Here is a 26,310-nt window from a genome sequence, read left to right on the forward strand (position 1 = left end):
GTGAGTGCGGGCTTCGATGCTGGGATAGCCGGACGCCGACAGGGCGCGGCGCAGGGCATCGACATCGCTTTCGCCGCCAGCGACGGCACCCGGATCAAGGTGGACGATGCCCGCGATTGCGTACACGGTGACTCCCTATCCGCGTGCAGGGCGCGCCACCCAACGACCGACTGCCCGGATTTGCGGACGACCGCTGAAATCAGACCCGTTCGAGGGGCACCGAAACGCGCGCAGGCGATGCGGCGTACACGTCGCCGTCGGACATGCCGATTTGTCGGTGAATGTGCTGGCTACAGACTATGAGCCGAAGGACGTGGGGGCATCGAAGTTCGTAAACCCAGCGGTACGAGTGAGGGTGTTGATTTCGGCAATCGATACCGTCGGCGTTTTCCAGACTGGCCGGGTGTCGACCGAGGGTTCGCGATCCAAGTCCTTCGATTTGAAATCCGGCATTCTTTCGCTCCAACGTTGGGCAATTTGCATAGGTTGAGACCCTTGGCGGCGCTACCGATTTCGCAGCCGCGTGCTTCAATATTGAGTAATCCAAGACGCCGCACCGCGCCCGATTGGGCAGGGTAGCAGGCTTATCCCTGGGATCGGGCCTCATTGATCATAGCAAGATGATCGGCGACCGCGATGACGCACCACGGAACCGGCAACGTCGGTTCCGTCGGCGCGGGGCAGCCGGCGATCGGCGGCTATAGTTCAGCTCAGCGAGCCCCCTGCCCCGATGGCAACCAACCGCCTGTTCACGCGCGATAACGAGCTCGGACGGATTCGAGGGCGCAACGAAGAGCACTCGATCTTCAGGGAACCAGCACCAGCTTTCCGTGGGTCCGGCGCCCTTCCAGCGCGCGATGCGCCTCGCTCGCCTGATCGAGTGGAAAGACGCCACCGATCGTCACCTTAAGTTCCTTCGCAGCGGCCAGCGCAAATATCTGCGCCTGGCTTCGCTGCAGCGATGCCGCCGTCATGAGCGGGACGGTCGCGAACCCAGTGACCGACTGATTCTGGAAAATCAGGCCGAGCAGTTCCGGAACACCCATATTGAATTCGAGAATGTTGAGCGATCCATAAAGGACGAGCTGTCCCAACGGCGCAAGCGCCTTGAGACTCTCCGCGACCACGGTGCCGCCGACCGACTCAAAGACAATATCCGCGCCCTGTCCGTCCGTCAGCGCGCGAACCCCGGCCGACCAGCCAGACGCAGTATAGTCGACCGCGACATCTGCCCCGATCGACAGGGCGAAATTGCGTTTGTCGTCGGTGCTCGCAGCGGCGACGATCAGCGCTGCGTCGGCCCGTTTCGCCAACTGGACGAGCAGGTTGCCAACACCGCCGGCAGCGGCCGATATGAGGACGCGCTTGCCGGCGGCTGGTGCGCGATCGAGGAGGTGCCAAGCGGTCAGCCCCTGCACCATCAGCGCGACCGCTTCCTCGAACGTCAACGCATCCGGAATCGGCGTAACATAGGCCGCGGGACACGTCATGAGTTCGGCGTATCCCCCGAAAAGCTGGCCTGCGGCGTAAGCCGATCCGGCGACACGCTGGCCGATCGCGATACCGGCCACGTTGGCCCCAATGCGTTCCACGACGCCGGCAACTTCGCTTCCCGGGATGGACGGCACGGGCGGCGTTATCGCGTAGCGATCTGCGCGCATCGCGGTCTCGGCGAAATTGACTCCGCACGTCTTTACGCGGATCAGAACTTCGTCAGGGCCTGGCTCGGGTGCGGGCACCTCCGCGAGTTCGAGCATATCCGGCCCACCGAATCCGATCAGTTGTACCGCTTTCATCCGACTTCTCCGCAGCTGCGCAATGCTGGAGATCAGCATTGCTCGTCGCTGGCAGCTCGCATAAGTGTAAGATTGGTGACTACGGAGAAATTGGTCATATACCGACCATTTGGTAAGTATGGTGAGACCGCTAAAAGACCTTCCCTCTTTGCCCGCCGAACGCGCGTTGCGGGTGATTTCAGGGCGATGGAAGCCGATCATCCTCTATCATCTGATGGCAGAGCCTAGGCGCCTGTCCGAGCTGACCAGGTTGATGCCGGCGATCAGCCAGAAAGTCCTGATTCAGCAACTGAGGGAAATGGAAGCCCATGGCGTCGTCCGGCGAACCGTCTTCGCCCAGGTTCCGCCACGCGTCGACTATGAGGCGACCGAACTCGGCACCAGCCTGCAGCCAGTACTGCTTGCGTTGTGCGAATGGGGACGACGCCACGCAGCGGAGCTGAATGACCTCGACAGCCTGGGAGATTGCGCGAAGGTATCGTTGCCGGATTGATCGACGCAGGGCGAATGCCCTCGCCCCCTTCAGCTAATCCTCCGGAAAGGACGTGGGCACTTGCAATCGGTCCCGCACGAGCAACGGGCGTCGGCGGTGCGGCAGGGGCAGGTCAGCCCGCAGGTGCAGGGCTGGCATTCCCACTGGTCTTTCATCTTTCGCTACTTTTCACGCCGGAAGACCCGGCGGGCTGGGAGCTAGTCGATGGCAGCAGAGGAATCTTGAACGGAAGGCCTACGAGATTCGAAGCGCGGTCGGGGAGATTCCGGACATGCGTTTGAATGTTCTTCTGAAGTGGGCCGAATCTACGAAGCCGGCCTCCAGACGTTGACTATTCGCTACCCAAAGTGCGCCACAACCACTGCTCTCTAGGGGGCTGTGCGCCTTCCCGGATCCAGCGGCTGACGAAACTAAGCCCATTCAAGAGCTTGGTGAAAAGACTGGCTGGGGCGGCAGGATTCGAACCTGCGAATGGCGGCACCAAAAGCCGCTGCCTTACCACTTGGCGACGCCCCAATATTCCCGACGAAGATGTCCGGCGGGAGCGCGCGCTTATAGCCGCGCGCGCGCTCCTGCAAAGCCCCGAAAAAAGCCCTTATGCGATCCGGTCCAGCCAGCCGTAAGGGTCGGGAGCGGCGCTTGTCTGAATTGCGACCAGGGATTCGCGTAACGACATAGTGAGCTGGCCGGGGCCGCCCGACCCAATCGTGAAGTCGCCCGAGCTCGCCTTGACCTGACCGATCGGCGTGACCACCGCCGCGGTCCCGCAGGCGAAGGCCTCGACCAGCCTGCCGCTCGCCGCGTCGGCGCGCCACTGATCGAGCGCATATTTTTCTTCACGGACGGTGATGCCGCGGTCGCGCGCCAGGGTAATCAGCGAATCGCGCGTGATCCCGGCCAGGATCGTGTCGCTGAGCGGCGGCGTCGCGAGCGACCCGTCGTCGAACACGAAAAACACGTTCATCCCGCCCAGTTCCTCGACATAGCGGCGCTCGACCGCGTCGAGGAACACGACCTGGTCGCAGCCCAGCTTGATCGCCTCGGCCTGCGCTATCAAACTGGCGGCGTAATTGCCGCCGCACTTTGCCGCGCCGGTACCACCGGGAGCCGCGCGCGTGTAAGTCTCGGACGCCCAGATCGACACCGCCGGCGCGCCGCCCTTGAAATAGGAGCCGACCGACGAGGCGATCACCATATAGATATAATCGGACGACGGCTTGACGCCGAGGAAGGTCTCGCTGGCGATCATGAACGGGCGCAGATAGAGCGACCCGCCTTCACTTGTCGGAATCCAGTCGCGCTCCGCGCTAACCAAAGCGCGGCACGATTCGACGAACAATTCCTCGGGCAATAGCGGCATCGCCAGCCGTTCGGCCGACTTGCGGAACCGGCGGGCATTGGCTTCGGGGCGGAACATGGTGATGCTGCCGTCCGCGCCCCGATACGCCTTCAGCCCCTCGAATATCTCTTGCGCATAATGCAGTACGGCACAGGCGGGGTCTACCGTCAGCGGCTGGCGCGGCGCGATGGCGAGATCGTGCCAGCCCTGCGCATCGCTATAATGCGCGATCGCCATATGATCGGTGAACACGCGGCCAAAACCCGGATTGACGAGTTTTTCGGCGCGGACCTCATGGGGGGTGGGCGACGCGGTGGCGTTGAGCGGAAAATGGGCGGCGATATTCATGGCAGTCGTGCCATAGCGCCACAAATCGTGCGCGTCCAAGGCTTGCCGTAGATTAATCCCGGTGGCAAAACCGGTCAACATGACTGCCCCAACACCAGCCGCTTCGGCCCAATTCCTCCGCGAGTCCGAAATTCGCCGAGGATCCGAAATGCTCTTTTTCGCCTATAGCCGGCTGACCAAGGCGGTTGACCAGAATCTGGGCGAGCGCGGAATCGGGCGCGCGCATCATCGCGCGCTCTATTTCATCGGCCGGCATCCCGACATTTCGGTCAGCGAATTGCTGTCGATCCTGGGCGTCACCAAGCAATCGCTCGGACGCGTGCTGACCGAGCTCGAAGAGCGTCGGTTGGTCGAGACACGGATCGGCGATCGCGATCGGCGGCAGCGACTGCTGCGGTTGACCGATTCGGGCTACGATCTCGACAGCGAGTTGTTCAACCATGCCCGCGATATCATCGCGCGCGCCTATAGCGCGGCGGGACAGCAGGCGGTGACCGGCTTCTGGGCGGTGCTAGAAGGACTGATTCCGCCGGCGGAGCGTGAACGGGTACATGGCTGGCGCGAGAATTCGGTGCCGCCAGGGCAACGCCGCTAGAGTCGTTCGCTTAATCGTAAGATCAGCGCTTGGCGGCGGCGGCCATCTCTCGACCGCGGCGCTCGGCAGCTTGCAGCGTCTCGGTCATCAGCTTGATCAACGCGTCGTCGCGGTCGAGCACGTTCAATCCCTGGCGCGTCGAGCCGCCCGGACTGGCGACGCGGTCGGCTAGGATCGCGGGAGTCGCATCCGAGCGGGACGCCATCGATGCCGCTCCATCGACCGTCGCCAGCGCCAGCCGCGCGGCCTGATCGGCGGGCATGCCAAGCTCTTCCCCCGCCTTTGCCAGCGCGTCGATGAAGCGGAACAGGAAAGCCGGCCCGCAACCTTCGAGCGTGCCGATCGCGCCGAACATCGCCTCATCCCGGGTCCATTCGACGAGCCCGAGCGGTGCCATCAAACCCGCGACCGCGTCCCTGGCGGATTGCGGCGCGCCGTCGGCATAAAGCGCGACCACGCCTTTGCCGATCGCGACGGGGAGGTTCGGCATCGCGCGAATAATGGCCGGGCCGGGAAAACGCTCGGCGAGCGTCGATTCCTCCACCCCCGCAAGGATCGAGATAAGCACCGGCGCCTGACGAATACGCTCCCCATAGGCAGCGACGATCTCGTCAAGCTGCTGCGGCTTCATCGCCAGCATCACCGCGTCGGGCGGCGGGCCATCGGGCAAGGCGCGCGCCTGGCGCACGCCGTCCGGAAGTTCGCGGTCATGCCGGTTGATCACGTCGACCGCATCACCGCGAACCACGCCGCTCTCGATCCAGCGCGACAGCATCGCGCCGCCCATATTGCCGCAACCGATCAGCCACAGCCGCTGAGGGACCGCGACCGCCACGCTCACGCCTCGCCCTGCGTCTCCGTCAGCGACGCGGCCAGCGCCTCCTTCGGGGTCTTGCCGCCCCACAGGACGAACTGGAACACGGGGTAGAAACGCTCGCACTCGTCGATCGCCGATTCGATCAGCAATTCGGCGCCTTCCAGGGTCAGCGTCCCGCCATCGGTGCCGTCGATCATCGCTGCGTGGCGATAGAGCACGATCCCGCTCGACGACCACAATTCGAAATGACCGATCCACAATTGCTCGTTGATCAACCCGATCGCTTCGTAGATTGCGATGCGGCGGTCGTCGGGCACGCGGATATCGGGAAAAGCGAGGAATTGCAGCACGCAATCCTCTTCGCGCCACAGCGCGCGCAATTCATATTCGGTCCAGCTGCCCTTGACCGTCGCGACCACCTCATCGTCATGGCGCTGATGCTCCCAGCCATGCGCGGCGTAATAGCTCTCGATCATGTCGATCGGCGCCGCGTCCTCGCGCTGGAAATCGCTCTCATCGAGCATCGTGGGTCTCGCTGGTCATCTCACGCGAATCTGCCCGTTGCGGCCGGGGCGCGCAACGGGATCGTGGAGAAAGCTGTGGAAAATCGGTTCAGGGCTTTGTGGGTTTCGGCTTTGCGCTCTTCGCTTCCAGCGCATCGAGCCGCGCCTTCAGCGCATCGGCCTCGTCGCGCGCGGCGGCGGCCATCGCCTTCACCGCCTCGAACTCGTCGCGGCTGACGAAGTCGAGCCCGCCGATCCATTCCTTGGCGCGCTCGCGCGTCGCGGCTTCGGCCTCGCGGCCCATGCCCGCCAGCGTGCCGGCGGCGCCGTTCACGAACTTGACGAGGTCGTCGAACAGCCGGTTCTCGGATTGCATGTCTGGTATCCCGTAATCTTGATCAGATACTCATCTGGGCGCTCGCCGACGACGGCACAAGCGTCGATGCGTTGGGATTGAGCTTCCCGACCTGCAAATTGAGCAGGCCGGCGAAGCACAACCAGGCCAGATAGGGCACCATCAGCCACGCGGCGGCGGTACGAATCCGACCGAACGCCAACGTCGTCATCAGCGCGGCAACGAACATCCCGACCAGCAGCATCAGCGCGGGCCAGACTTGGTGCATCCCGAAGAACAGTGGCGACCAAGCGAGGTTGAGCACCAATTGGAGCACGAACAACGTGATCGCGAGGGCCCGCAAACGCGATCCGCGCGCATTGATGATCATTGCCAGCGCCAACCCCATCATGACGTAAAGTGCGCTCCACGCGACCGGAAATACCCAATCCGGCGGTGTAATTGCGGGGCGGACGAGTGTCGCATACCAGCGATTCTGCGCTCCAGCCGGCGCGATCCGGCTGGAGGCGAAGCCCAGCAACAGGATCAGCGGCACCGTCACCACCGCCCAGCGCAGGAAGGCCCCGCGCAATTGTTCCTTGGTCGCGATTTCCATCAGCAATCCTCTTGCGCGCTCGACATGCGCATTCGCTTAGTGTTGCCGCGACGCAGCATGATGACAAGCCGCGATGTAGCGGATGGCCCGTCTTCGAAAGGGACGGAGCCAAGCGGCGGGTCTGCCATCGGGAAGAAACGAGGATCACGCCAAAACGAACAGACCCTCACCCTTCCCTCTCCCGCATGCGGGAGAGGGAAGGGAAGCGCGAATGCGCCGGAAGGGTGAGGCTCTGTCATCATTCCGGCAGATGCGCCAGAATCACGAACTCCACATTCCCCTCCGGCCCGGTGATCGGACTCTGGACGATATCCTCGACCATCCAGCCGCTCGCGGTCAGCCATGCCGCGACCTCGTCGCAGACCCGTTGATGGACTGCAGGATCGCGAACCACCCCGCCCTTGCCGACTTCCCCTCGCCCAGCCTCGAACTGCGGCTTGATCAGAGCCGCCAACCGCGCGCCCGGCCTGGCGAAGGACAAGGGCACCTCCAGCACCTTGGCCAGGCCAATGAAGCTCGCATCGCAGACGATCAGGTCGACCGACTCGGGAATATGCGCCTCGGTCAGGATACGCGCACTCGTCTGTTCGTGGACGATGACGCGATCGTCCTGCCGGAGTTTCCAGGCAAGCTGGTTGGTCCCGCTGTCGACCGCATAGACGCGCGCCGCGCCTTTCGACAGCAGGACGTCGGTGAACCCACCGGTCGACGAACCGACGTCGATCGCTATCGCATTGGTGACGTCCCATCGGGCATGGTCGAGCGCGTGCGCCAGCTTGATCCCGCCGCGCGACACCCAGGGGTGATCGCGCCCCTTGATCTCGATCACGATGTCCTCAGCGATCATCTGCCCCGGCTTGTCGATTCGCTTGTCGCCGGCGAACGCTAGTCCTGCCATGATCAGCGCCTGCGCGCGCGTTCGGCTTTCCGCGAGCCCGCGATCGGTGATGAGTTGGTCGGCGCGAACCTTTGCCATTGCGCTTCCATGACCGCGATTTCCGTCCGTCGCAATCCGGCGGCATTTGGGCGCAGACTTATTCCCATCAAGAAACTAGGAATTAAGTTAGCCGTTGGGAAGAAGGCGAGGAAAGCAGCGCGGTCGTCCCCCTAGAGCGCCCACGCCGCCTTCTTCCCACCCTTTCTGGGAGAGAAATGATGGGACTGTTCACGCATCCCGACGGCACGCTTCCGACTATCCTCACGGTTCCCGGGCTGGGCGGCTCGGGCCCCTCGCACTGGCAGAGTCTGTGGGAGACCTCCCGCCCCGACACGCATCGCATCGAACTCGGCATGTGGGATCAGCCGCATCGCAATGCCTGGGTGACCAAGATCGACCAGGCCGCGCGCGCGGCGAAGGCGCCGGTGATTTTTGCAGCGCATTCGCTGGGCTGTCTCGCGGTTGCCTGGTGGGCGGAGATGAGTCCGCAACCTTATGGCTGGCCGGTTGCCGGCGCGCTGCTCGTCGCCCCAGCCGATCCCGACCGGCCCGACACCGCACAAGAACTCAAGGGTTTCGCGCCGACACCGCGCAAGGCGCTTCCTTTCCCCTCGATCCTGGTCGCCTCGACCGACGATCCGTGGATCGACATCGGTCGCGCCCGCGGCATGGCCTCGTTCTGGGGCAGCCATTTCGTCGACGCCGGAGCGCAGGGACATCTCAACGCGGCCAGCGGAATCGGCTGGTGGGAAGAAGGGCGCCGCCTGCTTGATCGCGTGATCGCCGCCTCGGCCGACCGCTCGGGTCATCCGCTCAATCCGGGCGAGGCGCGATCGATCCTGGCGATCAACGCGACCGACGCGGCGCAGGAGCATTATCTCCACAAGTGACCCATCCCCCGCTTTTGGCGGGGCAATCAGCGATACCGATCGTAGAACCGAGCGCCGCTTGTCGGCGCTCGTTTGCTTATGCCGAAACTCGGACCCGGCTCGCGCCGATTGCCGTACATATCCTTAATTAATCGGCAAGCACGATAGATCCAATCCGGTATATATTTACCGTTGTCGAATCATTGACTTCTAACACGCCTAACGCTTCAATACTGAGGCGAATCGTATCGATGACCGCCGGTAAATTACTTGTAAATCCTATTATTATCTGCCGGAACTATCCGGCGGGTTACTGTTACTCGTGCCCATATTTGCTCAATAATGGGGAACATTATGTCTTCTATTGCAAGAAATACACTGCAGTTTGTCGACAACTCGCGAACATTGATCGGCGTGACTTATATTTCCGGCTCGGCCGTGGTCACATCGGGGGAGAGCTACACCGATTCCGCTGCGATTGGCGTCAGCGGCAACGTCTGGACGATCACGTTCGCCGCCGATCGCAAGGGTTCGACCGATGTCGCGACGTCGTTCAACAACGCCAGCGGTGGGGCTGCCTATGTCTTTGCCGCCTCGGGCGGCGGCGGCACGCCGGGCAAGTTGAACTTCTATTTCACGCTCCAGCTGATCTTCTCCACCGCACAAGGCAATGCGACCGTCTCGCTGAACGCTGGTCAGGGCCATTTCGCGCTCCGCAACAATTGGTGGCTCGGCGGATCGATCGTGACCAGCAGCGTGCCTTGTCTCACCATCCCGATCGACGGCACGGCCCTGACGCTTGACCTGCCGCTGTCGGGATCGATCAGCAGCTTCACGTTCGGACCGGGCACGATCGCCTGAACCGGCGCGCACCGCCACTCGAACAGTTCCCCAGCCAGACAAAGGAATTCGTATGTCGATTTCCATCAACGTCCTCACGATCACCGACAATTCGGGAACGATCACCTCGATGGCCTATGTCGCCAACTCGGCGAACGTCACATCGGGACAAGACAGTTCGCCCCCGCCGACCGTCCAGAAGACCGGCAACGTTTTCACGATCACCTTCGCCTGCGACCGCAAGAAGTCCGCCCCGGTGGCGACCGCCTTCAACAAAAATTGCAACAATAACAGCCTCAACGCCTACGCCGCGTCAGGCGGCGGGGGCCTGCCCAAGGAGCTCAATTTCTTCTTCCAGCTGGAACTTCAGGTCACCACCGCCAGCGGATCGGGCAGCGCGATCCTCAACGTCGGTCAGGGCAGCTATGGGCTGAACAACAATTGGTGGCTCGGCGGATCCATCGTCAGCAGCAGCCAGCCCGGCCTCAATATACCGGTCAACAACGGTGCGTCGAAACTGAACCTGCCGCTCTCGGGCACCAAGAGCAGCTTCGTGGTCGCGGCAGGGACGGTGAAGCCCTCTTATCCGATCAGCCGCATCTTCGTGCTAATGCTGGAAAACCATTCGTTCGACAACATGTTCGCTTTGTCCGGGATTCCCGGAATTATCGCAGCGACGACCAGCAACAGCAACAGCTATAACGGCACGACCTATTATGTGGGCGGCGGCGCGCCATCAAGCATGCCGACCGATCCGGGGCACGAATTCCCCGACGTGGTCGAGCAATTGGGCGGCGCCGGCGCCACGTATCCGGTCAATGGGCCCTACCCTACCATCAACAATTCGGGTTTCGCCGCGAACTATGCCACCACCAAAAGCGAGGGGCCGACCCCATCCTCGCACGACATCGGCGACATCATGCTGTGTTTCGATACCGCGACCGATTTGCCGGTGGCCTATCAGCTCGCGACCAATTTCGTGCTGTGCGACCAATGGTTTTCGTCGCTGCCGGGACCGACCTGGCCGAACCGCTTCTTTCTCCATGGCGCATCGTCCAACGGCCTCGATCACAGCCCGACCGACGGCGAGCTTGCCAAATGGGAGAGCGTCGACGGCTTCACCTATCCGCACGGATCGATTTTCGACGCGCTGAACAATGACGGCGTTTCCTACCGGCTCTATCACGATACCAACGGACCGCTTTCCGGGGACATCCCGCAGGTCGCCTCGCTGAAGCACATCCGCCTGACGCAGATGCATTCGGTGAAGAACCTGGCGAAGGACCTAGCCGGCGATTATCCATACCAATATACTTTCATCGAGCCCAATTACGGCAACATCGTCAACGGCTCGTACGAAGGCGGATCGTCGCAGCACCCGATGGATGGCGTCACCGGCGGCGAGGCTCTGATCAAGACCGTCTACGAAGCGATCCGCAACTCGCCATTATGGTATGAGAGCCTGTTGATCATCACTTATGACGAGCATGGCGGGTTTTATGACTCGGTGGCGCCCGGCACCGCCCCGCCCCCGAACGACGGCAGTTCGAACACACCCGGAGCGAAGGATAGCCTGAGCGATTTCGGCTTCACCTTCGACAAATATGGCGTGCGGGTGCCGGCGATCATCGTCTCGCCCTGGGTGCAAGCCGGTGGCGTCGACCACACGCTCTACGATCACGGTTCCGCGCTCGCCACGATCGAAAAGGTGTTCGGCGTTCTTCCGCTGACCGCGCGCGACAAGGCCGCCAACAGCGTCCTGGGGCTGCTACAGAGCAGCCCGCGGACCGATTGCCCGACCAAGCTCGACGACCCTGCGCAGCCTCCCGCCCGCGCTGCCGCAGACTTGGCGGCCGGCGCGGAAGCTCTCGACGCCACGGCGCTGATCCCCCAGCGCGACAATCTGCACGGGGTGCTGGCGATCATGCTCAAGACCAAATACGAACTGTCCGACAGGTCCGAAGCGACCAAGGCGGCGCTCTACGCGGAATTCCGGGCGATCAAGACCCGCGGACGCGCCGCCGCCTATATCGAGGAAGTGATGACGGAGGTCGAAGCGATCAGGGCCGCACGCGACGCCGCACCGTCGGACATGAACTGAACCGGCAATGCCCCCTCTCCGCCGGGAGGGGGCTGCCTAACGTCAGGCTCTCGCGCCGTCCGCTAAATTCGCGTCATTATAACGCAGTGCCTTGAGCACGGTGTCGACGATGGCGTCGGCATCGAGCCCGGCCTGGGCATATTGGACTTCGGGCTTGTCCTGGTCCTGGAAGATGTCGGGCAGGCGCATCGTCCTGAGCTTCAGCCCGGCATCGATCAGTCCGGTGTCGCTGGCAAGCGTCAGGACATGCGCGCCCAGCCCGCCGACCGCGCCTTCCTCGATCGTCACCGCGACCTCGTGGGTGGTGAGCAGGCGGCGGATCAGTTCCTCGTCGAGCGGCTTGGCGAAGCGCAGGTCGGCGACCGTCGCCGACAGCCCCTTGGCATCGAGCGCATCGGCGGCCTTGAGTGCTTCCTGAAGGCGCGTGCCGAGCGACAGGATCGCGACCTTCTTGCCTTCGCGCACGATCCGGCCCCTACCGATCTCGAGCCGCTGGGGCGTCTCGGGCAGCGCCACCCCAACCCCGTTGCCGCGCGGATAGCGCACGGCGATCGGTCCACTGTCGTGAAGTGCTGCGGTATGCGTCATATGCACCAGCTCGGCCTCGTCGGCCGCTGCCATCACCACGAAATTGGGGAGCGTCGCGAGATAGGTGACGTCGAAGCTGCCGGCATGGGTCGCGCCGTCGGCACCGACCAGGCCGGCACGGTCGATCGCGAAGCGCACCGGCAGGTTCTGGATCGCGACGTCGTGGACGACCTGGTCATAGGCGCGCTGCAGGAAGGTCGAATAGATCGCGCAGAATGGCCGCATGCCTTGCGCGGCGAGCCCCGCGGCGAACGTCACCGCATGCTGCTCGGCAATCCCGACATCGAACGTCCGCTCGGGGAACGCCTTGGCGAAGCGGTCGACGCCGGTGCCAGAGGGCATGGCGGCAGTGATCGCGACGATGGTCGGATCGCGCTGCGCATCCTTGATCAGCTGGTCGGCGAACACGTTCTGATAGGCAGGCGGCCCCGGCGGCGCCTTGGCCTGCGCGCCGGTGATGACGTCGAACTTCTGCACGCCATGATATTTGTCCGCGGCCGCTTCCGCCGGACCATAGCCCTTGCCCTTCTTGGTCACGACATGGACCAGGATCGGACCGTGCTCGCTGTCGCGGACATTCTCCAGGACCGGAATCAGATGGTCGAGATTGTGGCCGTCGATCGGCCCGACATAATAGAAGCCCAGTTCCTCGAACAACGTGCCTCCGGTCACCCAGCCGCGGGTCAGCTCCTCGGCCTTTTGCGCGGCATCGTGCACCCGGCGCGAGACCTTGGCAGTGATCCGCTTGGCAAGGCTCCTCAGGCCCAAATACTCGCTCGAACTGACCATCCGTGCGAGATAAGCTGAAAGCCCGCCGACCGGCGGCGCGATCGACATATCATTGTCGTTGAGGATGACCACCAGCCGGTTACCGGCGGCTTCGGCATTGTTCATCGCCTCATAGGCCATGCCCGCCGACATCGCGCCGTCGCCGATCACCGCGATCGCCTTGCCGGGCCTCCCCGCCAACTTGTTGGCAATGGCAAAGCCCAGCGCCGCCGAGATCGAGGTCGAGCTATGCGCAGCGCCGAACGGATCGTACTCGCTCTCCGAGCGCTTGGTGAAACCCGATAGCCCTCCCCCCTGGCGCAAAGTGCGGATGCGGTCGCGCCGCCCGGTCAGGATCTTGTGCGGATAGCATTGATGCCCGACGTCCCAGATCAGCCGGTCATGAGGCGTGTCGAACACATAATGGATCGCCGTCGTCAGCTCGACCACCCCCAGCCCCGAGCCCAAATGGCCCCCGGTCGTCCCCACCGCGGATATCGTCTCCGCCCGCAACTCGTCCGCCAACTGCCGCAATTGCTCCGGCGCAAGTCCGCGAAGATCCGCCGGCGTCGAAACGGTGTCGAGCAACGGGGTCGAAGGTAAATCAGCCATCCGACCGCTTTACCGCAGCGCCATGCGGCTGTCGATTGATCGGGTTACCTCAGCCATTTGATCATCGCGGGATATTGCTCGCCGTCCTCGCCGCTCCGCCGCGCCAGCCCGTAATATTGCAGTATTGGCAGGCCAATATAATTGCCTCCGGCGAAGGTTTCCTGAAGCCATTCGCCCTCTCCGCGATAGGCGTCGGGATGGAAGGCTATGCGCGGATCGAGTCCGGCGGCGATAGCCGCCGCCCAGGACCATGCGATTGCTCCCATCTCGTCACCCTGCGCCATCGGCGCAACGCCAAAATCGCTGACCGTCGAGCGAAGCGCTGGATCGGTCATCGCGATATGCCCCGCCTCGTGGAGCAGGTCGCCCGGCCGCTCAAGCCGCGCCGGATCGTAGATGATCGTCCCGTCACGCACGGTCATAGCCGGCAGCACCGTATTCCCGGCCAACGCCTCTTCTGCGGTCGGGATTCCGATACTGTCCAGGAACGCGACGATCGTTACGATCTGTGCGGCAACGATCGGTGATCCCGCCTCCCCGTTCAGCGTAGCCATTTGATCATCGCCGGATAGGGTTCGCCTTCATCGCGCGAGAAGCGTGCCAGCCCATAATATTGCAGCATCGGCACGCCGATATACCCTCCGGTCGCAAAGGTTTCGGCAAGCCATTGGCCGTCGCCGCGATAGCCGTGATCATGGAATACGACGCGGGGATCGACGCCTGCTGCCAGCGCCGCTGCGTAGGACCAAGCGATCGCCGCCATCTCGTCGCCGCCGTCGCTGGCGAACTCGCTGACCGTTGCCCGAATCGCGGCATCGGTGACCGCGATATGTCCCGCTTCATGAAGCAGGTCGCCCGGCCATCGCAGGCGGTCGGGGTCATAGAGCAGCCGTCCATCGCGCACCTCGATAGCAGGCAAAAAACCGTCCGCCGAAAGCGGAGCGGCGTCGACCGGAATCCCGATGTTCTGGAGAAAAGCGAGTATCGGCGTGAGGGATTCGGCATCATCCATATCGCCGGACGATAATCAGCCCGACAGTTGACGCCAACCCGTTTTTGTCACATATTTCTGTCATGACAGAAATTACCGATGAGTCGGACCAACTTCCACCTGCAGTGCTCCAGTTCGTGCTGCATTGGGGAGAAATGGGCGGGCAATGGGGCGTCAACCGCTCGGTCGCGCAAATCCACGCTCTGCTCTACCTGAGCGAACGGCCGCTGCACGCAGAAGAGATCAGCGACATGCTGCGCATCGCGCGATCCAACACCTCCAACTCGCTCAAGGAATTGATGGGCTGGAAGCTGATCCGCCGCGTGCCGGTGATGGGCGACCGCCGCGATCATTACGAGGCGGAAGTCGATCTGTGGCAGATGCTGACCCGCATCGCCCAGGGCCGCAAGGAGCGCGAGATCGACCCGGCGGTCGCGGCGCTCAAAACCTGCGCCGACACGGCGGCGCGAGACCCCAGGATCGGCCGCATCGCCCGCCAGCGGATCGACGACATGCGCGACTTCGTGATGACGATCGACGATTGGTACCAGCAGATGATCGAGGTCCCGCCGAGCCGGCTGATGATGCTGATCGGCATGGGCAAGCGCGTCCTAGCTTTCCTGCCCAAGGTGAAAGCCAAGAACACCTGACAGCGGGAGACGAATGATGGCCACGCTGGCGAACGAGTTCACCGGAACACGATATGCCGGATGGCGGCGCAGCATCGCCGCGCCGCAACCCGTCGGAACCAGCCAATTCGCCGCCCTCCTGCCGGCGGGACAATGGGCAAGACTACCCGTCACGGTGCGCCACCGGTTCGAACGCAAGGCGTTGGCCGGTGCCGCGATCACCTATGCCGGGGAAGTCGTCGAATGCCGGATAGCCATAACCGGCTGGCTATTGGCGCAAGCTGCGCGCCTGATCGGCGCGCCGCTGCCGCTGGGGCGCGATACCGGCGTTCCCGCGACCGTATGCATCACCGAGGATCGCGCCGGTCAGGGCCAATATTGGAGCCGCATTTACGGCCGTGCGCAGGGGTTTCCTCAGGTCATCCAGAGCGCCAAGCGTTTCTCCGGTCCGACCGGGCTGGAAGAGTATCTTGGTCACGGTATCGGCATCGCGTTGCGGCTCACGACCGACGACAACGCACTGCTGTTCGTCGGCGATCATTATTTCCTGCGCCTGTTCGGCGTGCGGCTGCGCTGGCCGCGTTGGCTGGCGCCGGGACAATTGGTGATCCGGCATCAGGATATCGGCGGCGGACGGTTCGTGTTCGCGCTCGACCTCGTCCATCCGTGGTTCGGCGAACTGCTCCATCAGGTCGCGTTGTTCACGGATCCGGTCGAGCCGTGAGCGAGGTTCGCCCGATCATCGTGTTCGACGCCGAATGCCTGCTATGCTCGGCCAACGCGCAATTCGTGCTCGACCACGACCGGCAAGGCCGCTTCCTGCTCGCCTCGATGCAGGGCGAAGCGGGCAGCGCGCTCTATCGCCGGTTCGGGATCGATCAGGCCAATCCCGACACACTGATCGTCGTCGAGGGCAACCGCGCCCGGCGCGACAGCGATGCGATACTGGCGATCTGGGCAGGACTCGGCTGGCCGTGGCGCGCGGCGACGGCGTTCCGCCTGGTGCCACGCGCATTGCTCGACCCCGTCTATCGCTGGGTTGCGCGCCATCGTTACTGGCTGTTCGGCCCCCGCGACACCTGCTGGCTACCCGGCCCCGCCTTCCGGGACCGTTTGCTGTGAGCCGCCCTCCCGTCACCGGGCCCGGGCCGGGCATGGGCCTGCTTGCGTCGGGAGTGATCGCCGCGGTGACCGGCGGCGTAGTCGCCGCGACGCTGGTTTGCTGGGGCGACAGCCGGGTCGATATCACCACTTATGCGGGGATGGTGTTCTTTTCGGTCCTGATCGCGCTCTTCCTTGGCGGTCTTGCAGCCCCTCCGCTCGCCAAATGGACTATTGGCGGCGGATCGGTGAGCTGGGTAAATTCGGCAATTACGTCGACACTCACTGCCGCGCTCCCGGCGACGCTATTTGTCTTGGTCCGCGCACCCTTCATCAACTGGGGCGATGAGTCTTTCCCCATCGCCGACACGCTGAACGGGCTATCGATGCTCGCACTGTCCGGCGCGGGGGCAGGCCTGGTTTTCCGCGCCCTATACGGGGCGCGCCCGATCGAACCGCGATGAGCCGAATCCTCGTCATCGGCGGCTATGGAGGGTTCGGCGCTCGGTTGACCCGACGGCTGCTCGCCGCAGGGCACGAGATACTCGTCGCCGGGCGCAATGGCGACAAGGCCGCCGCTTTCTGCAACGGCCTGGACCATGCCGAGCCGGTCGTCGCCGATCGCGACCACGGTATCGGGCTGGTCATGGCGCGCCACCGCCCCGATCTCGTGATCGACGCCGCCGGACCGTTCCAAGGCAGCGGATATATCGTCCCCGAGGCGTGCGTGGCGATGAGCATCCCCTATCTCGACCTCGCCGACGCGCGCGATTTCGTGTGCGGGATCGACGCGCTCGACCAGCAGGCTCGCGCCGCGCGAGTCGCCATTATTTCGGGCGCCTCGAGCGTGCCTGCGCTTTCCGGCGCCATCGTACGGAGACTCGCCGCCGACCTCAGCCAGGTCGACAGTATCGAGATGGCGCTGAGCGCCTCGAACCGTGCGAGCGCCGGCAAGTCTATTGCCGAAGCGATGCTGAGCTATATCGGCCAACCCGTACGCTTGTGGCGCGGCAAGCGTTGGGAGACGGTGCACGGCTGGCAGGAACTGCGCCGCGAGACGATGCTGGTGGAGGGCATCGGCCTTGCCGGCCGCCTTGTGGGCATTGCCGACGTGCCCGATCACGCGATCGCCCCCGAGGCGCTGCCCGGCCGCCCTGCGGTGACCTTTCGTGCAGGCACCGAACTCGATTTCCAGATGGCGTCATTATGGCTGCTCAGTTGGCCGGTGCGCTGGGGCTGGCTTCGTTCGCTGCTGCCGTTGAGACGCGCGCTGATGGTGCTCTATCGCGCCTCCGCCAGGCTGGGAGGCGACCGTTCGGGCATGACGATCACGCTCGAGGGCCGGCGCGGCGACGCCGGCGTCGAGCGACGGTGGACGATCGTCGCGACCAATGGCGAGGGTCCCGAAATCCCTACGCTTGCGGCGGAGATCCTCGCCGGGCGGATCCTCGCCGGGCGCGTCACACCCGGGGCGCGCCATGCCTGGTACGAAATGGAGCCGGAGGATTTCGAACCCTTGTTCGCCAGGCTGGCGGTCCGGCACGAGACGGTGGAGCGCGCGGTCCCGCCGCCGCTCTACGCGCGGGTGATGGCCGCTCGCTTCGAACGGCTCCCGCCGTCGGTGCGCACACTGCACAACGTTCATGGCGATGATGGCGCGGCGGGCGAAGGCACCGTCGAGCGTGGCAGCAATCCGCTCGCGCGCCTCGCGGGCTGGCTGGTCCGCTTCCCACCCTCCGGAACCTACCCGCTCCACGTTTCCTTCGCCGAGCGCAACGGGGCGGAAACCTGGACGCGACGTTTCGGCAGGCATCGGTTCCACAGCACGCTCAGCCAGCGCGGCGACCGCATCGTCGAACGCTTTGGCCCGTTGCGCTTCGCCTTCGCCCTGCCCTCGTACGATCAGGGTCTGACGATGGAACTCGCCGGCTGGAGCGCGTTCGGCATTCCCGTGCCCCGCTTCCTGGCACCGCGGATAGAGGCGCGCGAATGGCAGGACGAGGTCGGACGGTTCCGCTTCCTCGTCGCCATTCGCGCGCCGTTAATCGGCGCTATCGTGCGCTATACGGGCTGGCTGCTGCCGGTCAGCCTTTGATGAACGCCAAGAGGTCGGCGTTGAACGTCTCGGGCATCGTCTCGGCTAGGCCGTGCGGTGCGCCTTCATAGATTTTGAGCGTGGCGTTGGGCAGGATCTTGCTCGACTTCAGCCCCGCCGCGGCGATCGGCACGATCTGGTCGTCGTCGCCGTGGATCACCAATGCGGGCACCGCGATCTTCTTGAGGTCCTCGGTATAATCGACTTCGGAGAATTCGTGGACGCAGTCGTAATGGCCCTTGAGGCCGCCGGCCATTCCCTGCAGCCAGAAATTGTCGCGCAGGCCTTCCTGGACATTGGCGCCGTCGCGGTTGAAGCCGTAGAATGGCAGGGTCAGGTCCTTGTAGAATTGCGCGCGGTTGAGCGTGCCGGCGCGGATGCCATCGAACGCCTCGATCGGCGTGCCTTCGGGATTGCTGTCGCTCTTGAGCATGATCGGCGGCACCGCGCCGACGAGCACGATCTTGGCGACACGATCGGTGCCGTGGCGCCCGCAATAATGCACCACTTCGCCGCCGCCGGTCGAATGGCCGACCATGACGATGTCCTTGAGGTCGAGATGCTCGATCAGTTCGGCGAGATCGTCGGCATATTGGTCCATGTTGTTGCCGTCCCAGGTCTGGGACGAGCGGCCATGGCTGCGGCGGTCATGCGCAATGGTGCGAAAGCCCAGATGCGCGAAGTCGACCAACTGCCGGTCCCACGCTTCCGACGACAAGGGCCAACCATGCGAAAACAGGATGGGTTGGCCCGATCCCATGTCCTGATAATATATAGTGGTGCCGTCGCGCGTGGTGATCGTCGCCATCATTGCCTCCAATTCGATTCGCCCCTCGGCAACCGGACTGCCAGCGAAACGATCGCTGCGCGACGGCAAATTGATGCAATGCACAAAAGAAAAGGCGGCCCGTTTCCGGACCGCCCTTCCTTGAACCATAGGCCGCCACGCCGTCGGACGAACCGGCTGCGCCGGATCGCCGCCCGCCGTGGCGAGTCTTCGGATTGCCTTGGCAATCCGAAGCCGCCCGCGCTTTAACGCTTCGAGAACTGGAAGCTGCGACGCGCCTTGGCGCGGCCATACTTCTTGCGCTCGACGGCGCGGCTGTCGCGGGTCAGGAAGCCCGCACGCTTGACCGGGGTGCGCAGGATCGGCTCGTACTTGGTCAGCGCCTGGCTGATGCCGTGCTTGACCGCACCGGCCTGGCCCGACAGACCGCCGCCCTTGACGGTGCAGACGACGTCATACTGACCTTCGCGGCCGGCAACGCCGAACACCTGGTTGATGACCAGGCGCAGCGTCGGACGCGCGAAATAGACTTCCTGATCGCGACCGTTGATCGTGATCTTGCCCGTGCCCGGCTTCAGCCAGACGCGTGCGACGGCGTCCTTGCGGCGACCGGTCGCATAAGCGCGGCCGAACTTGTCGAGTTCCTGCGCACGCAGCGGCGCGGTCTGGACCGGCTCGTCGATCTTGCCGGCGAGATAATCTTCGGCGCGCTGCTCGGCGGCAGCCTGGGTGGCCTCACCCTGCTGCTGCAGGACGGTGCCGAGATCGGACAGCGACTGGCGCCCGTCCGTGTTGTTGGTGTCAGCCATTATGCGCCCACCTTGTTCTTCCGGCTCATGCCGGCAATGTCGAGGACTTCGGGGTTCTGGGCTTCGTGAGGATGCTCGCTGCCCTTGTAGATGCGCAGGTTGCGCATCTGCTGGCGGCCCAGCGGACCACGCGGGATCATCCGCTCGACGGCCTTTTCCAGCACGCGTTCGGGGAAGCGGCCCTCGAGCACCTTGCCCGCGGTCACGCCCTTGATGCCACCGGCATAGCCGGTGTGCTTGTAATAGACCTTGTCCGCCAGCTTGTTGCCGGTGAACTTGATCTTGTCGGCGTTGACGACGATGACATTGTCACCGCAATCGACGTGCGGGGTGAAGCTGGTCTTGTGCTTGCCGCGCAGCACATTGGCGATCACGACCGCGGCGCGGCCGACCACCAGATCGGTGGCGTCGACAATGTGCCATTTCTTTTCCACCTCGTGCGGCTTGGCCGACTTGGTGGTCTTCATCAGCGCCTTCATGGGCTGTTGACCTTCCGGTTATGGCGTTAAAACAAACGCGCGGCCCGTCACCGAGCCGCGTTCGTGGCGGCCAAATGCCGCCCTACCCCGCCAAAGTCAAGCAAAACCGGGCTTTTGCTGACGGGTACTATAATACCGGGAACTTCCAGACCCTCGACGAGCCTCAGCCCGTCGCGTCCCTCACCCACGCCGCCACCGCCTCGTCGACCGCGACCGGCCAGCGTTCGATCACCGGGAGATCGTAACTATGCAGCTGGCCGATCCGGGCCGCCACCTGCGTCGCGAGTTCGATCGTCGTCTTGGCGGTCATCACCGTCTCCGCCGCTTCCTGCGTTACATCCTGCCAGCGATAGATCGAAGTGACCGGCATGAGCGACGTGCACGCCGCCAGCCGCTCCTCAAGCAGCTTGCGCGCGACGAGTGCGGCTTCCGCGGGGTCGCCGAAACTGGCCTGGACGATGGCGATATCGGTCATGCGCGCCTCCTGCCGATGGCATGCGCTCCCCATACCACGCTGATCAGCAGCAGCGCGCCGACCAATTGGTGGAGCGCGGCCAGCGCGATGTTCACCTGGGTCATCACCGTGGCGATGCCGAGCAGGATCTGGATGCCGAACGCGCTGTGGATCGCCACCGACGCGGGGCGGTCGGTCTTGCGGACCGCGCGCGCGAGCGCGACCAGCGCCACGACCACGACCCAGGCCCACCAGCGATGGATGAAATGCACGATCGCGGGATCGTCAGTCAGCAGATGGCCGAGCGATTCGCCCGACTGGCTGGCACCGGGGAAGAAGGTCGAGAAGGTGCCGGTCATCCCCGGCCAGGTGTCGCTGACCAGCCCGGCGCGCAGGCCCGCCATCAGCGCGCCGTAGAATAATTGCACGAACAGGATCAGGCCCGCGGCGAGCCCGAGACCGGTCAGGCGCGCCGGCCGAGCACGGCGATCGCGCGCCAGGGCCTGAAGATCGAGCGCGGTCCAGACGATGCCGGAGAGCGTGAACAAGGCGGTCAGCAGATGCGCGGCAAGCAGCAGCGGCGCCACCTCGGTCCGCACCGACAGCCCCGACCGTACCATGATCCAGCCGAGCGCGCCTTGCAGGCCGCCTAGCGCGAACAAGGCAACCAGCCGCCACCCATAGCCGCGCGGAATCTGCCGCCGGACCGCGAACCACAGGAGCGGCAGCGCGAACGCCATGCCGATCACGCGCCCGAGCAGGCGGTGGATATATTCCCAGAAGAAGATGCTCTTGAAGCCGGCCAGCGTCATGCCGGCATGGATCGCCTCGTACTGCGGGATCTTGCGGTAATTGGCGAACTCGGCCTGCCATTGCGCATCGGTCAACGGCGGGACGATGCCGGTCAGCGGTTTCCACTCGGTGATCGACAGGCCCGATTCGGTCAGGCGGGTGATGCCGCCGACCACGACTATTGCCACGATCAGGGCAGCGACGCACCACAGCCATGCCGCGATGGCGCGTGGGCGTTCGCGATTGGGGGAGAAAGAGGACATGGCGCGCCTTTATCCGGTCGCGCGAAGGTTGTCGAAGCGGATGTGGAGGGAGATTTCAATCCTCCCCCAGCTTGTCTGGGGGAGGGGGACCGCCCGCGTCAGCGGGGGGTGGAGGGGCAAATCCCCGTCCTCGCGGCTTCGCCGCTGCGGCCCCTCCACCATTTGCTCCGCAAATGGTCCCCCTCCCCAAGCAAGCTTGGGGAGGATTTAGATAAACATCAGTTCGCGGTCGTGCGCGCGCTCTGGCCGTCGCCTTCGGGGGCGGCGACGATGTCGCGGGTGGTGCCGCCCTTGTCGACGATCTTGGTGTCGGGATCGCCGGCGTCCGAGCGGATGCCGGGGCTGGCCGAATCGCCGCCGGCCGAATCGAGCGTGCCGTTCTCGGCCTGACTGCGCGGCGCCGGCCCGCCGAACAAAGCGTCGAGCGCCTGCGCCGACGGATTGTTGTCCTGCGGACGCGTCACGCCCGGCTGCGGCGGCTGAAGCGAGAAATCGGGCGGCACGACCAAAGGCTGCGCGCGCGCAACCGCATATTCGTCGGGACGCGTGCGGTCGAACCCGCGATGGCCGCATCCGGCGAGCAACATAGCAACGCCCGCCACGGCAACGATCGGCACAACCTTACGCATTCGATTTCTCCACGTCCGCTCCGTCCACTCGCGGTTTGTCGCGCACCAATAATGCCCGCGCGAGGAGGATGAGCACGCCCACCGTAATCGCAGCATCGGCAAGATTGAAGTTCAAAAACGGCGACCATGCGCCGAAGTGCAGATCGGCATAGTCCTGGACATAGCCCAGCCGCACCCGATCGAGGATATTGCCGAGCGCCCCGCCGGCGATCATGCCCAGCGCGAACTGGTCGTAACGATTGCGCTCGCGCCACATCCACACGAGCACGGCAATCGCGATCGCGCCGGTCATGCCGACCAGCAGCCAGGTCGATGCCGCGCTGTCGGCGCGCAGGAAGCCCAGCGACACGCCGTAATTGTGCACGTTGCGCAAGGTGAAGATCGGCAACACGATCCGCTCTTGGCCATCCTGCAATCCGATCGGACCGACCACCATCCATTTCAGGAATTGGTCGAGGACGAAGAATATGGCGGCACTGATCAGCCCGATCCTGGGCAGTTTCCACGTCACGAGAGAACTCCGGTGCAACGATCGCACAAGGCACCGTCAGCCGTCACTTCGGGCAACAGGCGCCAGCAGCGGCCGCATTTGTGATAATCGGAGCGGGTGACCGAAAGCGGCCCCTTGCTCACCTTGGCGACGATGAATGCCTCGGCAAGATCAGCGGCGGAGAGCGGCATTTCGGGCACGGTCACCTCGGCCTCCAGGCTCGAGCGGATCACCTTGTCGCGACGGAACGGCTCGATCGCTTCGGTCACTTGTGCGCGGAGGCGACGCAGGTCGTCCCATTCGGTCGCGATGACCTTGTCGCCGGGGATTTCCGGCAGATCGGGCCATTCGAGCAGGTGGACCGAGTCTGCCTCCGGAAAGCGCGCCTGCCAGGCTTCTTCGGTGGTGAAGACCAGGATCGGCGCGGCGTAGCGCGCCAGCGCGTGGAATAGGATGTCGAGCACAGTGCGGTACGACCGGCGCTTCAGGTCCGACGGCGCGTCGCAATAGAGCGAGTCCTTGCGGATATCGAAGAAGAAGGCCGAGAGATCGTCCTGCGCGAAATCGGTCAGCAGCCGCAGATAGCGATTGAACTCGAACGCGTCGGTCGCCGCCTTGAGCTCGACATCGAGCTTGCCGAGCAGGTCGAGCACATAGAGTTCGAGCTGCGGCATGTCCTTGGGCGCGACGCGCTCGGCCTCGCCGAACCCGTCGAGCGCACCGAGCAGATAGCGGAAGGTGTTGCGCAGCTTGCGATAGGCGTCGCTGGTCGTCGCCAGCACTTCCTTGCCGATCCGCACGTCCTCGAAATAATCGACCGACGCGACCCACATGCGCAGGATGTCGGCGCCCGATTCCGATATGATCTTGAGCGGATCGACGACATTGCCCAGGCTCTTCGACATCTTGCGGCCATTCCCGTCGAGCGCGAAGCCATGGGTCAGCACCGCGTCGTACGGCGCGCGGCCGCGCGTGCCGCAGCTCTCGAGCAGCGACGACTGGAACCAGCCGCGATGCTGGTCCGACCCTTCGAGATAGAGGTCGGCACGCACGCCCTCCCCGTACCGCGCCTCGATCGTGAAGACATGGGTCGAGCCCGAATCGAACCACACGTCGAGAATGTCGTTCTGCGGCTCAAAATCCTCGAGCTTGTGATCGGGGCCGAGCAGCGCCTGATGGTCGGCGGTGAACCACGCATCGGCGCCGCCGGTCTCGAACGCCTTGACGATGCGGTCGTTGACCGCCGGATCGCGCAGATATTCGCCGGTCGCGCGGTTGACGTAGAGCGCGATCGGCACGCCCCAGGCGCGCTGACGGCTGATCACCCAGTCGGGGCGTCCCTCGACCATCGAGCGGATGCGGTTCTGGCTGCGCTCGGGCACCCAGCGCGTGCGCTCGATCGCGTCGAGCGCAACTTCGCGCAAGGTCGGGCCGTTGCCCACGGCATGGCCGAGCGACGGCGAAAAGCCCGCGAGATCGCCCGGCTCCGGCAGGTCGATCGCGACCGCGGCGGCGTTCTCGCTCTTCTGCGACTGGTCCATCGGGATGAACCATTGCGGCGTCGCCCGGAAGATCACCTTGGCCTTCGACCGCCAGCTATGCGGATAGGAGTGCGCGAAATCGTCCGATGCGGCAAGCAGCGCGCCCGCTTCGCGCAGGTCGTTGCAGATTGGCCCGTCCGACGCGACGAACTTCTTGTTGATGACGCTGCCCTGCCCGCCCAGCCACAGCCAGTCGGGACGATAGAAGCCCGCGCCATCGACCGCGAACACCGGATCGATGCCATGCGCCTTGCACAGCAGGAAGTCGTCCTCGCCATGGTCCGGCGCCATATGGACGAGACCGGTACCGGCGTCGGTAGTGACGAAGTCGCCGGGCAGGAACGGGCGCGGCTTGGCGAAGAAGCCGCCAAGCTTGTGCATCGGGTGGCGGGCGACCGCGCCGGCGAGCTGCGGGCCTTTGAAGATGGTTGTCTTACGATCGCTGCCGAACTCGCGCGGCAGGAAATCGCCGCGCACTGTCCGGTCATCGATCACCTCGATGCCATGGGCCGTGTCGGCCGAATTCATGGCTGCCAGTTCGACGGCAGCGCGCCGACCGGCAGCATTCGCCGTCCGCGCAACCTCGGCCTGCAAACGCTTCTCGAACTGCGGGAGCAATTCGCGCGCGACCAAGAAACGTCGGCCCGCCCATGCCGGCATCGCAAATTCGACATCTGCGGGCGCGTCCTCGTTGTAGACGTCAGCAACAACCAACCAATATTCGATGTCCGGCCCGTACGCCAAAGCCTGGTTGACCGGGATCGTCCACGGCGTGGTCGTCCAGATCACCGCTTGCGCGCCGACCAGTTCGGGCGCGTTCGGCGCCTCGGTGATCTCGAACGCGACGTCGATCTGGGTCGAGACTACATCCTCATACTCGACCTCGGCCTCGGCCAGCGCGGTCTTCTCGACCGGCGACCACATCACCGGTTTGGCGCCGCGATAGAGCTGGCCGCTCTCGGCGAACTTGAGCAATTCGCCGACGATCGCCGCCTCGGCGTCATATTTCATGGTGAGATAGGGATCGTCCCAATCGCCCATCACGCCCAGCCGCTTGAACTGCTCGCGCTGCACGTCGACCCATTTGGCGGCATAGGCCCGGCATTCGGCGCGGAACTGGTCGACTGGCACCTGGTCCTTGTCGAGCTTCTTGTCCTTATACTGCTTCTCGACCTGCCATTCGATCGGCAGGCCGTGGCAGTCCCAACCTGGCACATAGGGCGCGTCCTTGCCGAGCAAGGACTGGCTGCGGACGATGATGTCCTTCAGCACCTTGTTCATCGCATGGCCCATATGGATGTCGCCATTGGCGTAGGGCGGGCCGTCGTGAAGGATAAAGCGCTTGCGCCCGGCGCGTTCCTTGCGGAGCTTGCCGTACAGGTCTTCGGCCTCCCACCGCGCGAGAATAGCCGGCTCCTTCTGCGCCAGGCCGGCCTTCATCGGGAAGTCGGTCTTGGGCAGGAAGACGGTGTCGCGATAGTCCGCGGGAGCGCTGGTGTCGTCGGTCATAGGTTGGCGGGCATTAGCGGGAGGAGCGGTTGCTGTCATCACTCCCCGTGTGGGGCCAAACTAATCCTCCCCCGCCAGGGGGAGGTGGCGCCGAAGGCGACGGAGGGGGCGGTCGGCGACCAACCAACCGTCGTGCTTCCACCCCCTCCGTCAGGCTATGCCTGACACCTCCCCCTGGCGGGGGA

28 protein-coding genes and 1 tRNA gene are annotated in these 26,310 nt (G+C 64.3%); 10 read left to right on the forward strand and 19 right to left on the reverse strand.

The genetic code is table 11. The annotated features are described in order from the left end of the window. Positions 1 to 806: 806 nt before the first annotated feature. Positions 807 to 1,997, reverse strand: coding sequence for a zinc-binding dehydrogenase (locus tag Q0L25_RS06145; protein WP_296612523.1), 1,191 nt, complete (start codon positions 1,995 to 1,997; stop codon positions 807 to 809). Positions 1,998 to 2,010: 13 nt separating this feature from the next. On the opposite strand from Q0L25_RS06145, the gene Q0L25_RS06150 reads away from it, so the two are divergent. Then, entirely contained in the window at positions 2,011 to 2,289 is a 279-nt protein-coding gene (locus Q0L25_RS06150; protein ID WP_296612525.1) for a helix-turn-helix domain-containing protein, read from the forward strand. Between the two features lie 441 nt (positions 2,290 to 2,730). On the opposite strand, the gene Q0L25_RS06155 is transcribed toward Q0L25_RS06150, so the two are convergent. Both Q0L25_RS06155 and Q0L25_RS06160 read right to left on the reverse strand, forming a co-directional pair. Further along, positions 2,731 to 2,805: transfer RNA gene (locus Q0L25_RS06155), tRNA-Gln, on the reverse strand. Positions 2,806 to 2,884: 79 nt separating this feature from the next. Then, positions 2,885 to 3,976 carry a branched-chain amino acid aminotransferase gene (locus Q0L25_RS06160; RefSeq protein ID WP_296612880.1) on the reverse strand — a complete coding sequence of 364 codons (1,092 nt, stop codon included), beginning with the start codon at positions 3,974 to 3,976 and terminating at the stop codon, positions 2,885 to 2,887. A gap of 79 nt (positions 3,977 to 4,055) precedes the next feature. Here Q0L25_RS06160 and Q0L25_RS06165 point away from each other — a divergent pair, with 79 nt between their 5' ends. After that, positions 4,056 to 4,571, forward strand: coding sequence for a helix-turn-helix domain-containing protein (locus Q0L25_RS06165; protein ID WP_296612526.1), 516 nt, complete (start codon positions 4,056 to 4,058; stop codon positions 4,569 to 4,571). 22 nt (positions 4,572 to 4,593) lie between these two features. On the opposite strand, the gene proC is transcribed toward Q0L25_RS06165, so the two are convergent. The 5 genes from proC to Q0L25_RS06190 form a co-directional block, all read right to left on the reverse strand. Then, complete coding sequence (gene proC, locus Q0L25_RS06170) at positions 4,594 to 5,406, reverse strand: pyrroline-5-carboxylate reductase (RefSeq protein WP_296612528.1); 813 nt, start codon at positions 5,404 to 5,406, stop codon at positions 4,594 to 4,596. Between the two features lie 2 nt (positions 5,407 to 5,408). Then, entirely contained in the window at positions 5,409 to 5,912 is a 504-nt protein-coding gene (locus Q0L25_RS06175) for a YbjN domain-containing protein (protein WP_296612532.1), read from the reverse strand. Positions 5,913 to 6,000: 88 nt separating this feature from the next. Next, positions 6,001 to 6,267, reverse strand: a complete 267-nt coding sequence (locus Q0L25_RS06180; RefSeq protein ID WP_296612534.1) for an accessory factor UbiK family protein — start codon at positions 6,265 to 6,267, stop codon at positions 6,001 to 6,003. A gap of 22 nt (positions 6,268 to 6,289) precedes the next feature. Beyond that, positions 6,290 to 6,841 (reverse strand): TspO/MBR family protein, encoded by a 552-nt coding sequence (locus tag Q0L25_RS06185; RefSeq protein WP_296612536.1) that lies wholly within the window; start codon positions 6,839 to 6,841, stop codon positions 6,290 to 6,292. 238 nt (positions 6,842 to 7,079) lie between these two features. After that, positions 7,080 to 7,817 carry a TlyA family RNA methyltransferase gene (locus tag Q0L25_RS06190; RefSeq protein ID WP_296612538.1) on the reverse strand — a complete coding sequence of 246 codons (738 nt, stop codon included), beginning with the start codon at positions 7,815 to 7,817 and terminating at the stop codon, positions 7,080 to 7,082. Positions 7,818 to 7,996: 179 nt separating this feature from the next. On the opposite strand from Q0L25_RS06190, the gene Q0L25_RS06195 reads away from it, so the two are divergent. The 3 genes from Q0L25_RS06195 (at position 7,997) to Q0L25_RS06205 (ending at position 11,588) form a co-directional block, all read left to right on the forward strand. Continuing rightward, positions 7,997 to 8,668: an alpha/beta hydrolase gene (locus tag Q0L25_RS06195; protein ID WP_296612540.1), complete on the forward strand. Its 672-nt coding sequence runs from the start codon at positions 7,997 to 7,999 to the stop codon at positions 8,666 to 8,668. A 393-nt stretch (positions 8,669 to 9,061) separates the two neighbouring features. Continuing rightward, positions 9,062 to 9,508: a hypothetical protein gene (locus Q0L25_RS06200; RefSeq protein ID WP_296612541.1), complete on the forward strand. Its 447-nt coding sequence runs from the start codon at positions 9,062 to 9,064 to the stop codon at positions 9,506 to 9,508. 52 nt (positions 9,509 to 9,560) lie between these two features. Further along, positions 9,561 to 11,588, forward strand: coding sequence for an alkaline phosphatase family protein (locus Q0L25_RS06205; RefSeq protein ID WP_296612543.1), 2,028 nt, complete (start codon positions 9,561 to 9,563; stop codon positions 11,586 to 11,588). A 42-nt stretch (positions 11,589 to 11,630) separates the two neighbouring features. Here Q0L25_RS06205 and dxs read toward each other — a convergent pair whose 3' ends face one another. The 3 genes from dxs to Q0L25_RS06220 are packed head-to-tail and all read right to left on the reverse strand — an operon-like array spanning position 11,631 to position 14,568. Beyond that, complete coding sequence (gene dxs, locus Q0L25_RS06210) at positions 11,631 to 13,556, reverse strand: 1-deoxy-D-xylulose-5-phosphate synthase (protein ID WP_296612544.1); 1,926 nt, start codon at positions 13,554 to 13,556, stop codon at positions 11,631 to 11,633. 44 nt (positions 13,557 to 13,600) lie between these two features. Then, positions 13,601 to 14,110, reverse strand: a complete 510-nt coding sequence (locus tag Q0L25_RS06215) for a hypothetical protein (RefSeq protein ID WP_296612546.1) — start codon at positions 14,108 to 14,110, stop codon at positions 13,601 to 13,603. After that, positions 14,098 to 14,568 (reverse strand): hypothetical protein, encoded by a 471-nt coding sequence (locus Q0L25_RS06220; protein ID WP_296612548.1) that lies wholly within the window; start codon positions 14,566 to 14,568, stop codon positions 14,098 to 14,100. The genes Q0L25_RS06215 and Q0L25_RS06220 overlap by 13 nt, the downstream gene beginning before the upstream one ends. Before the next feature lie 62 nt (positions 14,569 to 14,630). Between Q0L25_RS06220 and Q0L25_RS06225 the strand changes: the two genes are divergently transcribed. From Q0L25_RS06225 to Q0L25_RS06245, 5 genes are read left to right on the forward strand one after another with little or no spacing between them, the layout of a single operon-like run. Further along, positions 14,631 to 15,197: a MarR family transcriptional regulator gene (locus tag Q0L25_RS06225; protein WP_296612550.1), complete on the forward strand. Its 567-nt coding sequence runs from the start codon at positions 14,631 to 14,633 to the stop codon at positions 15,195 to 15,197. Positions 15,198 to 15,213: 16 nt separating this feature from the next. Further along, complete coding sequence (locus Q0L25_RS06230; RefSeq protein ID WP_296612551.1) at positions 15,214 to 15,900, forward strand: DUF4166 domain-containing protein; 687 nt, start codon at positions 15,214 to 15,216, stop codon at positions 15,898 to 15,900. Beyond that, positions 15,897 to 16,298, forward strand: a complete 402-nt coding sequence (locus Q0L25_RS06235) for a thiol-disulfide oxidoreductase DCC family protein (protein WP_296612553.1) — start codon at positions 15,897 to 15,899, stop codon at positions 16,296 to 16,298. Before Q0L25_RS06230 ends, Q0L25_RS06235 begins: the two co-directional genes overlap by 4 nt. After that, the gene (locus Q0L25_RS06240; RefSeq protein ID WP_296612555.1) at positions 16,295 to 16,741 is read left to right on the forward strand and encodes a hypothetical protein; all 447 of its coding nucleotides are present in this window, start codon (positions 16,295 to 16,297) and stop codon (positions 16,739 to 16,741) included. Before Q0L25_RS06235 ends, Q0L25_RS06240 begins: the two co-directional genes overlap by 4 nt. Next, entirely contained in the window at positions 16,738 to 18,372 is a 1,635-nt protein-coding gene (locus Q0L25_RS06245) for an SDR family oxidoreductase (protein ID WP_296612556.1), read from the forward strand. The genes Q0L25_RS06240 and Q0L25_RS06245 overlap by 4 nt, the downstream gene beginning before the upstream one ends. Here the strand turns inward: Q0L25_RS06245 and Q0L25_RS06250 are convergent. The 8 genes from Q0L25_RS06250 to Q0L25_RS06285 all read right to left on the reverse strand — a co-directional run bounded on the left by Q0L25_RS06250 (position 18,362) and on the right by Q0L25_RS06285 (position 26,125). Beyond that, on the reverse strand, positions 18,362 to 19,180 hold the full coding sequence (locus Q0L25_RS06250) for an alpha/beta hydrolase (RefSeq protein WP_296612558.1): 819 nt from the start codon (positions 19,178 to 19,180) through the stop codon (positions 18,362 to 18,364). The genes Q0L25_RS06245 and Q0L25_RS06250 overlap by 11 nt on opposite strands. Positions 19,181 to 19,404: 224 nt before the next feature. Next, entirely contained in the window at positions 19,405 to 19,968 is a 564-nt protein-coding gene (rpsI, locus tag Q0L25_RS06255) for a 30S ribosomal protein S9 (RefSeq protein ID WP_296612560.1), read from the reverse strand. After that, positions 19,968 to 20,447, reverse strand: a complete 480-nt coding sequence (gene rplM / locus Q0L25_RS06260; RefSeq protein ID WP_296612562.1) for a 50S ribosomal protein L13 — start codon at positions 20,445 to 20,447, stop codon at positions 19,968 to 19,970. The genes rpsI and rplM overlap by 1 nt, the downstream gene beginning before the upstream one ends. A gap of 163 nt (positions 20,448 to 20,610) precedes the next feature. Beyond that, positions 20,611 to 20,922: a divalent-cation tolerance protein CutA gene (cutA, locus tag Q0L25_RS06265; protein ID WP_296612563.1), complete on the reverse strand. Its 312-nt coding sequence runs from the start codon at positions 20,920 to 20,922 to the stop codon at positions 20,611 to 20,613. After that, positions 20,919 to 21,956, reverse strand: a complete 1,038-nt coding sequence (locus Q0L25_RS06270) for a COX15/CtaA family protein (protein ID WP_296612565.1) — start codon at positions 21,954 to 21,956, stop codon at positions 20,919 to 20,921. The genes cutA and Q0L25_RS06270 overlap by 4 nt, the downstream gene beginning before the upstream one ends. Before the next feature lie 218 nt (positions 21,957 to 22,174). Continuing rightward, positions 22,175 to 22,585, reverse strand: coding sequence for a DUF3035 domain-containing protein (locus tag Q0L25_RS06275; protein WP_066806883.1), 411 nt, complete (start codon positions 22,583 to 22,585; stop codon positions 22,175 to 22,177). Continuing rightward, positions 22,578 to 23,096: a signal peptidase II gene (gene lspA, locus Q0L25_RS06280; RefSeq protein WP_296612569.1), complete on the reverse strand. Its 519-nt coding sequence runs from the start codon at positions 23,094 to 23,096 to the stop codon at positions 22,578 to 22,580. Before lspA ends, Q0L25_RS06275 begins: the two co-directional genes overlap by 8 nt. Continuing rightward, positions 23,093 to 26,125, reverse strand: a complete 3,033-nt coding sequence (locus Q0L25_RS06285) for an isoleucine--tRNA ligase (protein ID WP_296612571.1) — start codon at positions 26,123 to 26,125, stop codon at positions 23,093 to 23,095. The genes lspA and Q0L25_RS06285 overlap by 4 nt, the downstream gene beginning before the upstream one ends. Positions 26,126 to 26,310: the final 185 nt, after the last annotated feature.

The organism is Sphingomonas sp., assembly GCF_024508665.1.
Taxonomy (GTDB): Bacteria; Pseudomonadota; Alphaproteobacteria; order Sphingomonadales; family Sphingomonadaceae; genus Sphingomonas.

Coding starts and splice junctions, on each gene's coding strand:
- Q0L25_RS06160 (WP_296612880.1), bottom strand. CDS start 3,976: ATGAATATCGCCGCCCATTTTCCGCTCAACGCCACCGCGTCGCCCACC.
- Q0L25_RS06165 (WP_296612526.1), top strand. CDS start 4,056: ATGACTGCCCCAACACCAGCCGCTTCGGCCCAATTCCTCCGCGAGTCC.
- Q0L25_RS06275 (WP_066806883.1), bottom strand. CDS start 22,585: ATGCGTAAGGTTGTGCCGATCGTTGCCGTGGCGGGCGTTGCTATGTTG.
- Q0L25_RS06270 (WP_296612565.1), bottom strand. CDS start 21,956: ATGTCCTCTTTCTCCCCCAATCGCGAACGCCCACGCGCCATCGCGGCA.
- Q0L25_RS06225 (WP_296612550.1), top strand. CDS start 14,631: ATGACAGAAATTACCGATGAGTCGGACCAACTTCCACCTGCAGTGCTC.
- Q0L25_RS06190 (WP_296612538.1), bottom strand. CDS start 7,817: ATGGCAAAGGTTCGCGCCGACCAACTCATCACCGATCGCGGGCTCGCG.
- Q0L25_RS06285 (WP_296612571.1), bottom strand. CDS start 26,125: ATGACCGACGACACCAGCGCTCCCGCGGACTATCGCGACACCGTCTTC.
- Q0L25_RS06250 (WP_296612558.1), bottom strand. CDS start 19,180: ATGGCGACGATCACCACGCGCGACGGCACCACTATATATTATCAGGAC.
- Q0L25_RS06195 (WP_296612540.1), top strand. CDS start 7,997: ATGGGACTGTTCACGCATCCCGACGGCACGCTTCCGACTATCCTCACG.
- Q0L25_RS06230 (WP_296612551.1), top strand. CDS start 15,214: ATGGCCACGCTGGCGAACGAGTTCACCGGAACACGATATGCCGGATGG.
- Q0L25_RS06220 (WP_296612548.1), bottom strand. CDS start 14,568: ATGGATGATGCCGAATCCCTCACGCCGATACTCGCTTTTCTCCAGAAC.
- Q0L25_RS06145 (WP_296612523.1), bottom strand. CDS start 1,997: ATGATCGGCTTCCATCGCCCTGAAATCACCCGCAACGCGCGTTCGGCG.
- Q0L25_RS06180 (WP_296612534.1), bottom strand. CDS start 6,267: ATGCAATCCGAGAACCGGCTGTTCGACGACCTCGTCAAGTTCGTGAAC.
- Q0L25_RS06245 (WP_296612556.1), top strand. CDS start 16,738: ATGAGCCGAATCCTCGTCATCGGCGGCTATGGAGGGTTCGGCGCTCGG.
- rplM (WP_296612562.1), bottom strand. CDS start 20,447: ATGAAGGCGCTGATGAAGACCACCAAGTCGGCCAAGCCGCACGAGGTG.
- cutA (WP_296612563.1), bottom strand. CDS start 20,922: ATGACCGATATCGCCATCGTCCAGGCCAGTTTCGGCGACCCCGCGGAA.
- Q0L25_RS06205 (WP_296612543.1), top strand. CDS start 9,561: ATGTCGATTTCCATCAACGTCCTCACGATCACCGACAATTCGGGAACG.
- Q0L25_RS06150 (WP_296612525.1), top strand. CDS start 2,011: ATGGCAGAGCCTAGGCGCCTGTCCGAGCTGACCAGGTTGATGCCGGCG.
- Q0L25_RS06215 (WP_296612546.1), bottom strand. CDS start 14,110: ATGGCTACGCTGAACGGGGAGGCGGGATCACCGATCGTTGCCGCACAG.
- Q0L25_RS06185 (WP_296612536.1), bottom strand. CDS start 6,841: ATGGAAATCGCGACCAAGGAACAATTGCGCGGGGCCTTCCTGCGCTGG.
- dxs (WP_296612544.1), bottom strand. CDS start 13,556: ATGGCTGATTTACCTTCGACCCCGTTGCTCGACACCGTTTCGACGCCG.
- Q0L25_RS06175 (WP_296612532.1), bottom strand. CDS start 5,912: ATGCTCGATGAGAGCGATTTCCAGCGCGAGGACGCGGCGCCGATCGAC.
- rpsI (WP_296612560.1), bottom strand. CDS start 19,968: ATGGCTGACACCAACAACACGGACGGGCGCCAGTCGCTGTCCGATCTC.